At 73.3% G+C, this 10763-nt stretch carries 11 protein-coding genes and 1 tRNA gene; 8 read left to right on the top strand and 4 right to left on the bottom strand.

What is annotated here, in order from left to right; all coding sequences use genetic code 11:
• From selB to A6V29_RS20605, 3 genes are all read right to left on the bottom strand, one after another.
• A partial coding sequence (gene selB / locus A6V29_RS04720; RefSeq protein WP_137159230.1) for a selenocysteine-specific translation elongation factor occupies positions 1 to 969 on the bottom strand: 969 nt, incomplete at its 3' end.
• On the bottom strand, positions 960 to 2291 hold the full coding sequence (gene selA / locus A6V29_RS04715) for an L-seryl-tRNA(Sec) selenium transferase (protein WP_137159229.1): 1332 nt from the start codon (positions 2289 to 2291) through the stop codon (positions 960 to 962). The genes selA and selB, both read right to left, overlap by 10 nt.
• Before the next feature lie 29 nt (positions 2292 to 2320).
• Positions 2321 to 2416: transfer RNA gene (locus A6V29_RS20605), tRNA-OTHER, on the bottom strand.
• A 54-nt stretch (positions 2417 to 2470) separates the two neighbouring features.
• Here A6V29_RS20605 and A6V29_RS04710 point away from each other — a divergent pair.
• The 3 genes from A6V29_RS04710 to A6V29_RS04700 are packed head-to-tail and all read left to right on the top strand — an operon-like array spanning position 2471 to position 4315.
• On the top strand, positions 2471 to 2779 hold the full coding sequence (locus A6V29_RS04710; RefSeq protein ID WP_137159228.1) for a hypothetical protein: 309 nt from the start codon (positions 2471 to 2473) through the stop codon (positions 2777 to 2779).
• 10 nt (positions 2780 to 2789) lie between these two features.
• Positions 2790 to 3794 carry a selenide, water dikinase SelD gene (selD, locus tag A6V29_RS04705; RefSeq protein ID WP_137159227.1) on the top strand — a complete coding sequence of 335 codons (1005 nt, stop codon included), beginning with the start codon at positions 2790 to 2792 and terminating at the stop codon, positions 3792 to 3794.
• The gene (locus A6V29_RS04700) at positions 3791 to 4315 is read left to right on the top strand and encodes a P-loop nucleotide/nucleoside kinase family protein (RefSeq protein WP_137159226.1); all 525 of its coding nucleotides are present in this window, start codon (positions 3791 to 3793) and stop codon (positions 4313 to 4315) included. Before selD ends, A6V29_RS04700 begins: the two co-directional genes overlap by 4 nt.
• A gap of 15 nt (positions 4316 to 4330) precedes the next feature.
• Here the strand turns inward: A6V29_RS04700 and A6V29_RS04695 are convergent, their stop codons facing one another.
• The gene (locus A6V29_RS04695; RefSeq protein WP_137159225.1) at positions 4331 to 5176 is read right to left on the bottom strand and encodes a patatin-like phospholipase family protein; all 846 of its coding nucleotides are present in this window, start codon (positions 5174 to 5176) and stop codon (positions 4331 to 4333) included.
• 181 nt (positions 5177 to 5357) lie between these two features.
• On the opposite strand from A6V29_RS04695, the gene A6V29_RS04690 reads away from it, so the two are divergent.
• The 5 genes from A6V29_RS04690 to A6V29_RS04670 all read left to right on the top strand — a co-directional run bounded on the left by A6V29_RS04690 (position 5358) and on the right by A6V29_RS04670 (position 10725).
• Complete coding sequence (locus tag A6V29_RS04690; protein ID WP_170977691.1) at positions 5358 to 6311, top strand: carbohydrate ABC transporter permease; 954 nt, start codon at positions 5358 to 5360, stop codon at positions 6309 to 6311.
• Positions 6308 to 7156 (top strand): carbohydrate ABC transporter permease, encoded by an 849-nt coding sequence (locus A6V29_RS04685; protein ID WP_137159224.1) that lies wholly within the window; start codon positions 6308 to 6310, stop codon positions 7154 to 7156. The genes A6V29_RS04690 and A6V29_RS04685 overlap by 4 nt, the downstream gene beginning before the upstream one ends.
• Before the next feature lie 82 nt (positions 7157 to 7238).
• Complete coding sequence (locus A6V29_RS04680) at positions 7239 to 8543, top strand: ABC transporter substrate-binding protein (RefSeq protein WP_137159223.1); 1305 nt, start codon at positions 7239 to 7241, stop codon at positions 8541 to 8543.
• Positions 8544 to 8571: 28 nt separating this feature from the next.
• A complete protein-coding gene (locus tag A6V29_RS04675; protein WP_137159222.1) occupies positions 8572 to 9672 on the top strand; it encodes an ABC transporter ATP-binding protein in 1101 nt (366 codons plus the stop codon).
• A gap of 87 nt (positions 9673 to 9759) precedes the next feature.
• Entirely contained in the window at positions 9760 to 10725 is a 966-nt protein-coding gene (locus A6V29_RS04670) for a zinc-binding dehydrogenase (protein WP_137159221.1), read from the top strand.
• Positions 10726 to 10763: the final 38 nt, after the last annotated feature.

The raw sequence follows: 10763 nt of genomic DNA, 5'->3' as shown, positions 1-10763 counted from the left end.
GTCGCGCAGCAGCAGCCGGTCGCCGATCCGCAGCGGCAGCGGACGGGCCAGCCGCAGCCGGACGGCGGCGCCGTCCAGCCGGCGCAGCCGGGCGCCCACCGTCGCGGCGCCGACGTGCACCACGGATTCGGCCGGCAGCTGCCCCTCGGGAGCGATCCCGGTCAGCGTCACGTCGACCTCGGCGGTGTCCCGGAACGCGCCCGGAGTGAGCAGCGCGTCGCCGCGGGAGAGCTCGTCCACCCCGATCCCGCGCAGGTTGAGCGCGACGCGGGCCGTGGCCGCGGCTGCGTCGACGGCCCGGCCGAGGGACTGGACGCCGCGCACGACGACGTCCCGGTCGCCGAGCCGCAGCCGGTCGCCCGCGGTCACGGTGCCGGCCGCGAGCGTCCCGGTGACCACCGTGCCGGCGCCCTTGACGGTGAACGCACGGTCGAGCCAGAGCCGGACCGGTGCGGCGGGATCGGGCGCGGGCAGCCCGGCGAGCAACGCCTCGAGCCGGTCGGCGAGCTCGGGGACCCCGGCGCCGGTCACCGAGCTGACCGCGATGCCGGGGACGTTCCCGAGCGACGTGGCCGTCAGCCGCTCCCGCACGTCGGCGAGGACCGGCTCCGGATCGGCGAGGTCGGCCTTGGCGACGGCGAGCAGCGCGTGCCGCACGCCGAGGGCGTCCAGCACGGCCACGTGCTCGGCGGTCTGCGCCGACCACCCGTCGTCGGCGGCGACGACGAGCAGCGCCGCCGGCACGGAGCCGACCCCCGCGAGCATGTTGCCGACGAACCGCTCGTGCCCGGGGACGTCGACGACGGCCACCGTGCGTCCCGACGGGAGCGTGGTCCAGGCGAACCCGAGGTCGATGGTCAACCCGCGGCGACGTTCCTCGGCCCAGCGGTCGGGCTCCATCCCGGTGAGCGCGCGCACCAGGGCGGACTTGCCGTGGTCGACGTGCCCCGCGGTGGCGATCACGTCCACCGTCGGGCCACCTCCACGACCGCCTCGGCCAGGGCGTCGTCGTCGGTCGGGGCGAGGCTGCGCAGGTTCAGCAGGGTGCGCCCGTCCTCCAGGTAGCCGACCACCGGGGGGTTGCCCCGCCGCAGCGGCTCGGCGAACCCGCCGGGCAGGGAGACGGCGGCTCCCGGGAGTGGGTGCTCGGGTGCCCCTCCCCCGCCGACGCGGGCGTCGGCGGCCACCACCTGCGCGTCGACGCCGGCTCCGGCCAGCCGCCCGGCGATCGCCCGCGCGCGCGTCATCAGCGCCTCGGGCTCGGCGCCCAGCATCTGCTGCACCGGTGGGACGGGTCCGCGCAGCGTCGCCTCCAGGGCGGCCAGCGTCGTCTTGTCCACCCGCAGCGCGCGGTACAGCGGATGCCGGCGCAGCTCCTGGACGAGATCGGCGCGGCCGAGGACCAGACCTGCCTGCGGTCCGCCCAGCAGCTTGTCGCCGCTGGCGAGCACCAGGTCCGCACCGTCGGCCAGGGCGGACCGGAGGGCGGGCTCGTCGGGCAGCGCCGGGTGCGCACGGAGGAGCCCGGAGCCGATGTCGGCCACCAGCGGCACCCCCGTGCCCGCCAGCGCCTCGGCGAGCTCGCGCACCGATACGACGCGGGTGAAGCCGCGGACGACGAAGTTGGACGGGTGCACCTTGAGCACCGCACCGGTCCGGTCTGTCACCGCGGCCAGGTAGTCCTCCGGCGAGACGCGGTTGGTGGTCCCGACCTCGTGCAACCGGGCGCCGGTGGCCTCGAGCAGGTCCGGGATCCGGAAGCCGTCGCCGATCTCGACCAGCTCGCCGCGCGCGAGCACGAGCTCGCGATCCCGTCCCAGCGCGGTCGCGACCAGCGAGAGCGCCGCGGCGCAGTTGTTCACCACGATGGCGGCCTCGGCCTCGGGAACCGCCTCGAGCAGGGCGGCGAGCGCCGCCTCCCCGCGGGGCCCGCGGCGGCCGGTCGCCAGGTCCAGCTCCACGTCGGTGGTGCCCGATGCGGCGGCGACCGCCTCGACCGCGGCGGGTGACAGCGGCGCCCGGCCCAGGTTCGTGTGCACGAGGACGCCGGTGGCGTTGAGCACCGGGCGCAGGCTCGACGGCCGGGACGGCAGCGCGGCGAGGACGGCGTCGACGGCGTCCTCGGCGGGGAGCTCCCCCGCGCGGATCCGGCGCTGCACCCGCTGGACGGCGTCCTTGACCAGCTCGCGCCCCAGCCGCTCGGCCGCGGCGTGCACGGGCGGAGCGGCGAGCAGCGCGTCGGTGCGCGGCACCGCGCGGCGCGGGTCGTCGGGGGGCGGGTTCTCGGCCATCGCACCGGAGCGTAGGTGCGAGGAGAGCTTGGCGGAGGCGGACGGGAATCGAACCCGCCTGACCGAGGTACTCGGCCACGTCGGCTTTAGAGGCCGCGGGGGCCACCAGACACCCTGACGCCTCCGCCGCGCAGCCTACGTGCCACGAATTGTCGGTGGTCGATGCCAGCATCCCTGGCGTGACCCGATCCGAGCCCCGCTCCCCCGCGCCGCTGCCGTCGGTCTCCTTCACGCCCGAGGAGGCAGCGGCGGTCACGGCCGCGCTGGCCGCCCGCTCCGAGGGCCCCTTCGCCGAGGCGGGGACGACGGCGCTGGAGAAGGTCCTCACCGTGCTCGAGCCCGATCCCCACCGCCGCGCCGAGCTGCTCGACACCAGCCTGCGGGTGAGCCGGCGGTCGTCCGCTCACCCCGCCGGCCGGGCGCTGCGGCCGCGCCGGCCGGAGGCCTCGGCTCCGCGCCTGGTCGTGCTGCCCGGCGGCCGCGCCTAGATTCGGCCGCATGACCATCGCCCCGGCCGTCCGGCTCACCCAGTACGCCCACGGTGGCGGCTGCGCCTGCAAGATGCCGCCCGGCGAGCTCGAAGCCGTCGTCGCCGGGCTGACCGCGCAGGGTCCGGCCGATCCGGCCGCCGAGCTCGTGGTCGGGCTGGACGACGGCGACGACGCCGCGGTGGTGCGCCTCCCCGGCGGGCAGGGGCTGGTGCTCACCACCGACTTCTTCACCCCTGTCGTCGACGACGCCTACACGTTCGGCCGGATCGCCGCCGCGAACGCGCTGTCCGACGTCTACGCGATGGGTGGCACGCCCGTCGTGGCGGTGAACCTGCTGGGCTGGCCGCGCGACGTCCTGCCCGCCGAGCTCGCCGCCGAGGTGCTCCGGGGCGGGCTCGAGGTCGCGCAGGCGGCCGGCTGCCACGTGGGCGGCGGGCACTCGATCGACGATCCGGAGCCGAAGTACGGCATGGCCGTCACCGGCGTGGTCGACGTCGACCGGATCATCACGAACTCCGGCGCGGCCGCCGGAACCCCGCTGAGCCTGACCAAGCCGCTGGGCGTCGGCGTGCTCAACAGCCGGATGAAGGCGACCGGCGAGGTGTCGGAGGAGGCGGTCGCCTCGATGACCGCGCTCAACCGGGAGGCCGGGCGGGCCGCGGTGGCCGCCGGGATCCGGGCGGGCACCGACGTCACCGGCTTCGGGCTGCTCGGCCACCTCTACAAGATGGCCCGCGCCAGCGGGGTCACCGCGGTGGTCGACGCCGCCGCCGTGCCCTACCTGGCCGGGGCGCGCGAGGCCCTGGCCGACGGCTACGTCTCCGGTGGCAGCCGCCGCAACCTCGACTGGGTGCGCCCGCACACCGACCTGTCGGCGGTGACCGAGGACGAGGCGCTGCTGCTCGCCGACGCGCAGACCTCCGGCGGGCTGCTGCTCGGCGGCGAGGTGCCCGGGGCGCCGGTGATCGGCGAGTTCGTGCCGCGCCAGGAGCACGTCGTCGTCGTCAGGTGAACGCACCGCTGCTGGTCGTCGTCTCCGGGCTGCCCGGCACCGGGAAGTCAGCGGTCGCCGCCGCGCTCGCCCACCGAAGCGGCGCCGTCCACATCTCCGTCGACGTCGTCGAGGACGCGATGCTCGGCGCCGGGCTGCCGCGGTCGTGGGAGACCGGGGTGGCCGCCTACGAGGCGGCGCGGGCGGTCGCGGAGCAGAACCTCGCGCACGGCTCGACCGTGGTGGTGGACGCGGTCAACGACAGCGAGCCGGCCCGGGACACGTGGCGAACGGCGGCAGCCACGTCGCGCAGCCGTCTCGTGTTCGTCGTCCTGGTGCTCGACGACGTCGCCGAGCACCGCCGGCGGCTGGCGACCCGGCAGCGCGGCCTGACGCACGTGCCCGAGCCGTCCTGGGCCGAGGTCCGGGCACGCGCGGCGACGTACGCGCCGTGGTCCGACGACGAGTGCCTGCGGCTGGACGCCGGGCGGCCCGTCGAGGACCTGGTCGAGGAGCTGACGGCGAGGCTGGCGGGCCGCTGACCCCGTTCAGGATCCTCAGCCCCAGAAGGCCCGGACCGCCTCGACGGTGGCGGCCGCCTGCGCGCGGCCCGCGCGGGCCGACGGCTCCCGGGTGGCGGGGTCGAGCACGTTGCTGCCGAACGCCGCCAGCGACGCGTCGTCGGCGGTGACCACGTGCACCTCGGCGCCCTTCTCGCCCAGGACCTCGAGCTCGCGGTCCAGCCCCGGTCCGAGGAGCCCACCCGGCATCCCGCGGGTGGGCGTGACCACGAGGACCTTGTCGCAGTCCGCAGCCAGGTCGGCGTTGGTGACCGACCGCATCCCGCCGTCCATCAGCCGGCGCCCGTCGACGGTCACCGGCGGCCAGACCCCCGGAACCGCGCAGCTCGCGGCCACGGCGTCGAGCAGCCGCACGCCGGAGGTGGCGTCGAACGGCAGGAACTCGCCGTCGGCGGTGTCCACGGCGGTGATGACGAGCCGGCCGGCCGGCCAGTCGGGATCCCCGATCCGGCCCGCGATGATCGCCCGCCGCTGCTCCTCCGGCACCGTCTCGATGCCGAGCGCGAGGCCGCCGAGTCGGGCCCGCGCGTCCTGCTCCCCGGTGGCCCCCTTCATCGCGCCGGCGAAGGCGGCCATCGTCGAGACGCCGTCGAACTCGACCTTCATCTCGCCGACGGGTGGTTCCAGCTGGCGCTCGTAGAGCCGCTGCAGATCGCCGTCCAGGCGCAGCTGCGCGCCCACGACGGAGCCGGCCGAGGTGCCGACCACCAGATCGGCGTGGCGGACGTCGGTCCCGTCGGCCGCCCAGCCGCTGAGCAGGCCGAGCTCCCAGGCGATGCCGGCGACGCCGCCGCCGCCGAGGACGAGTGCGCGCGTCGTCATCCGGACGTGCCCCTTGCTGTCGGACGGGTGGGTCGCCGTCAGGCTAGGGGGCTGCGCAACACCGGTGTCTGCACGGTGACCGACCGGGGCAAACGTGGGCCACCGAGAGTTCACCTCTCGGGAGTCGCCCGGTCGCGTGCACGAGCTGTCGCCGTCCCTGGTGGGCGCTACCGTGCCAGCCGTGGCCTCTGACCTCGTCGCCGGCGCCCCCGCGGGCGCCACACCGGCCACCACGGCCGCGCCGCCCGCTCCGGGCGGCCAGCGCCGCCTCCGCACCATCCTGCTCGCGGCGGCGTTCCTCCTGCCCAACCTCGTGCTGCTCGGGGTCTTCACCTACCGGCCGCTGCTGGACAACATCCGGCTGTCGTTCACGAGCTGGAACATCTCCTCCCCCACGGCGACGTACATCGGCTTCGACAACTACGTCGAGTGGTTCACCAGCTCCGCCAGCCACACCGTGCTGTGGAACACCGTCGTCTTCACCGGCGCGGCGGTCATCGGCTCGATGGTGCTGGGGCTGGCGCTGGCGCTCCTGCTCGACCGCAAGCTCTTCGGGCGCAACGCGGTGCGCTCGCTGGTGTTCGCGCCGTTCGTCGTCGCGGGCGCCGCGATCGGGGTGGCCTTCCAGTTCGTCTTCGACCCGACGTTCGGGCTCGTGCAGGACCTGCTCGGCCGGGTGGGCATCGACGCCCCCGCCTTCTACCAGGATCCCGAGTGGGCCCTGTTCATGGTCACCGTCACCTACATCTGGAAGAACCTCGGCTACACCTTCGTCATCTACCTCGCCGCCCTGCAGGGCCGGCGGGCGGAGCTGGACGAGGCGGCGGAGATCGACGCCGCGTCGACGTGGACCAAGTTCCGCAAGGTCACCTGGCCCCAGCTGCGGCCGGCGACGTTCTTCCTGCTGATCACCGTGCTGCTCAACAGCTTCCAGGTGTTCGACATCATCGACACCATGACCAGGGGCGGCCCCCTGGGCAACGGGACGACGACGATGGTCTACCAGGTCTACCAGGAGACCTTCGTCAACCAGCGGGCCGGATTCGGGGCCACGGTCGCGACGATCATGTTCGTCATCCTGCTGATCGTCACGCTCGTCCAGGTGCGGATCATGGAGCGGGGGAAGGAGCAGTGAGCACCGAGGTCTCGCCCACGCGCGAGCGGCTGCTGAGCAAGCTGGGCGGCTACGCCGGGCTGCTGCTCGTCGTCCTGCTCATCGCGGTGCCGCTGTACTGGATCCTCGTCTCCTCGCTCAAGGAGCGGCCGGACATCTACACGGTGCCGGTGAGCTGGTGGCCCGACCCGCTGACGTTCGACAACTACACGTCGGTCGGTGGCGGCGTCGCGTTCACCGACTACCTGCGCAACTCGATCATCATCACGTCGGTCCTGACCGTGGTACAGGTCGTCCTGGGAGTGCTGTCGGCGTTCGCGCTGGCCTTCCTGCGCTTCCCCGGGCGCACGCTAGTCCTGCTCCTGATCATCGGCAGCCTGATGGTGCCCAACCAGATCACCGTGATCAGCAACTACGCGCTGGTCGCCCAGTTGGGCTGGCGGAACACGTTCGCCGGGATCATCGTCCCGCTGGCCGGCGTCGCCTTCGGCACCTTCCTCATGCGCAACCACTTCATGTCGCTGCCCAAGGAGATCATCGAGGCGGCCGAGATGGACGCCGCCGGACCGTTGCGGATGCTGTGGCGGGTGGTCCTGCCCATGTCGTGGCCCACCCTCATCGCCTTCACGCTGATCACGATCGTCAACGAGTGGAACCAGTACCTCTGGCCGCTGCTGATGGCCGACGACGCCCGGGTGGCGCCACTGCCGGTGGGCCTCGCGCAGCTGCAGAACAGCGAGGGGCTCACCAACTGGGGGCCGGTGCTGGCGGGGACCGTGCTGACCGCGCTCCCGATCCTCGTGATCTTCCTGCTGCTCCAGCGGCACATGATCAAGGGCCTCACGGCAGGCGCCGTCAAGGGCTGACCGACAGACTTCCGGGCGTACCTGCCCGGGACCGCACCGAGCACTCCTCCGACATGCACCTCCAGGACAGGAGCCACATCACATGACCGCATCGGGGCGCCGCCCCCTCCTCCGCCTCACCGGAGCGGCGTCGATCGCCGCGCTCGCACTCACCGGCTGCGCCGGGACGGGGTCGTCCGGCGGCTCCAGCGACGGCGACGGTGGTCCCGTCGAGTCGCTGACCATGTGGTCGAGCCACCCGGGTGAGTCCAAGCCGATCGAGACCGAGCTGCTCGAGGCCTTCGAGGAGGAGAGCGGCATCGAGGTCAACCTCGTGACCGCCGGCCAGAACTACGAGGAGGTGGCGCAGAAGTTCAACGCCGCGCTCTCCGGCGGCGACCTGCCCGACGTCGTCATCGCCTCCGACGTCACGTGGTTCAACTTCGCGCTCAACGACGCGATCACGCCCATGGACGAGCTCTGGGAGACCGTCGACGTCGACAGCGAGGGCTACGTCGAATCGCTGCGCGAGGACTACGAGTTCGAGGGCGAGCACTTCGCCCTGCCGTACGCGCGCTCGACGCCGCTCTTCTACTACAACAAGGACATGTGGAGCGCCGCCGGCCTCCCGGACCGCGGCCCCGAGACGTGGGACGAGTGGGCCGAGTGGGCCCCGCAGCTGGCGGCCGCCAACGGCGCCGTCGCGCCCATGGTCCTGCCCGACGGCACCGACTACCTGGACTGGTACTTCCAGGGCATGGTCTGGACCTTCGGCGGGTCGTACTCCGACGAGTGGGAGATGACCTTCACCTCCGACGAGACGATCGAGGCCGGTCAGTTCCTGCAGGACCAGCACGAGCAGGACCTCATCGCGATCTCCAACGACGCGAACAACCAGTTCGGCGCCGGCCAGGCGGCCGCGCTCATGCAGTCCACCGGCTCCCTGAAGGGCCTGACCGAGGCCGCGCAGTTCGAGATCGGCACCGCCTTCCTCCCCGGCCCGCAGCCGGGCTGCCCGACCGGCGGCGCGGGCCTGGCCATCCCCGAGCGCATCTCCGACGAGCGCAAGGAGGCGGCCATGGAGCTGATCGCCTTCCTCACCAACACCGAGAACACGGTGAAGTTCAGCCAGGCCACCGGGTACATGCCGGTGCGCACCGACGCCATCGACTCCGAGGAGATGGCGCCCTTCCTGGAGCAGAACCCGAACTTCCGGACCGCGCTCGAGCAGCTCGAGGTCACCCAGTCGCAGGACTACGCCCGGGTGCTGCTGCCCGGCGGCGGCGCGCGGATCGGCGCCGCCCTGGACCAGATCACCATCGGTGGCCAGGACGTGGAGACGGTCTTCGAGCAGCTCCAGGAGGAGAGCACCACGGTCTACGAGCGCGACATCGAGCCCAAGCTGTGACCTCCGACCGACGAGGGAAGGGTCGGGCATGGCGTCGGTGACCTTCGACCGCGCCACCCGCACCTTCCCGCACAGCGACCGCCCGGCGGTGGACTCGCTGGACCTGGAGATCGGCGACGGCGAGTTCGTCGTCGTCGTCGGTCCCTCCGGGTGCGGGAAGTCCACCAGCCTCCGGATGCTGGCCGGGCTGGAGCCGGTCACCTCGGGGCGGGTCCTCATCGACGGGGTCGACGTCACCGGACGTCGACCCCGGAACCGGGACGTGGCGATGGTGTTCCAGAGCTACGCGCTGTACCCGAGCATGACCGCCGGCGAGAACATGGCCTTCGCGCTGAAGAACCTCGGCTTCGCCGCCGGGGAGATCAAGGCGCGGGTGGCCGAGGCGGCCCGGATCCTGCAGTTGGAGGACCTGCTGGACCGCAAGCCGGCCAAGATGTCCGGCGGACAGCGCCAGCGGGTGGCCATGGGGCGGGCGATCGTGCGCGACCCCAAGGTCTTCTGCATGGACGAGCCGCTGTCCAACCTGGACGCGAAGCTCCGGGTCTCGACCCGCGCCGAGATCGCGGCGCTGCAGAAGCGGCTGGGCACCACGACGGTGTACGTGACGCACGACCAGACCGAGGCCATGACCATGGGCGACCGCGTGGTCGTGCTGCGGGAGGGCCGGGTGCAGCAGATCGGCACCCCGGGCGAGCTCTACGAACGGCCGGACAACACGTTCGTCGCCGGGTTCATCGGATCGCCGTCGATCAACCTCATCGACGACGTGCCGGTGTCCGACGGTCGCGCGGTCGTCGGCGGCTCGCTGGAGGTGCCGCTGCCCGCGGGCACGCAGGCGGCCTCGGTGACCGTCGGCATCCGGCCGGAGGGCGCAGACGTCGCCGGTGGCGAGTCCGGCGGGGCGTCCGACCGGCTGACGGTACGGGTGGCCCGCGTCGAGCGGACGGGCGCGGAGACCTTCGCCTTCGTCGATCCCGTCGGCCTGTCCGGAGGCGCCGCGCACCGGGGCGAGCACCTGGTCGTCCGGCTGGACAAGCGGCTCGACGTCCAGGAGGAGACGGAGCTCGCCCTGCGCGTCCACCTCGACGAGGTGCTGCTGTTCGACGCCGAGGGCAACGCGATCCGCTAGCCCACCGACGCCCTCCGACGCGGGCCGCCGGGTACTCGCCCGACGGCCCGCGTCGCTGCTCGTGCGGGCCTCGGTTAGCGTCCGTCCATGCTCGCTGCCTTCGTCTCCACCCCCGCCCCGAAGGACCCGCTCTCCGTGCTGGAGGTCGGCGACCGGCCCGACCCCACGGTTCCCGAGGGGTGGACGACGGTGCAGGTGAAGGCGGTGTCGCTCAACCACCACGACCTGTTCAGCCTCCGCGGTGTCGGTCTGCCGCAGGAGCGGATGCCGATGATCCTCGGCACCGACGCCGCAGGGCTCGACGAGGACGGCAACGAGGTCGTCGTCCACGGCGTCATCGCGAGCCCCGGCTGGACCGGCGACGAGACGCTGGACCCCAAGCGCTCCCTGCTGTCCGAGGTGCACCAGGGCTCGATGGCCGAGCGGGTCGCCGTCCCCCGGCGGAACCTGCTGCCCAAGCCGGCCGACCTCTCCTTCGCCGAGGCCGCGTGCCTGCCCACCGCCTGGCTGACCGCCTACCGGATGCTGTTCGTGAAGTCGGGCCTGCGGCCGGGCCAGACGGTGCTCGTGCAGGGCGCCAGCGGCGGCGTGGCGACGGCGCTCATCGTGCTCGGCCGCGCGGCCGGCTTCCGGATGTGGGCCACCGCCCGGAGCGAGGAGAAGCGCGCGGCCGCCCTGGCGCTGGGGGCCGAGCAGGCGTTCGACAGCAACGCGCGGCTGCCCGAGCGGGTGGACGGCGTGATGGAGACCGTGGGCGAGGCGACCTGGAGCCACAGCATCAAGTCGCTCAAGCCGGGCGGGGTGCTGGTGACCTCCGGTGCGACGACCGGCTTCAACCCCGGCGCGGAGCTGAACCGGATCTTCTTCACCCAGCTGTCGGTGATCGGCTCGACGATGGGCACCAAGGACGAGCTCGAGGCGCTGATCCGGATGTGCGCCGTCACCGGGATCCGCCCGCAGATCGACGTCGAGCTGCCGCTGACCCGGGCGCGGGAGGGCTTCGAGCGGATGCTCGAGGGCCGGACGAACGGGAAGATCGTCTTCACCCTCTGAGCGGCCGGGATCAGGTCACCCGGGCTCAAGGGGTCGTC

It is taken from the genome of Blastococcus sp. CCUG 61487 (assembly GCF_005222955.1).
In the GTDB taxonomy this organism is placed as follows: Bacteria; Actinomycetota; Actinomycetes; order Mycobacteriales; family Geodermatophilaceae; genus Blastococcus.
This window is presented reverse-complemented; position numbering and strand designations above follow the sequence as displayed.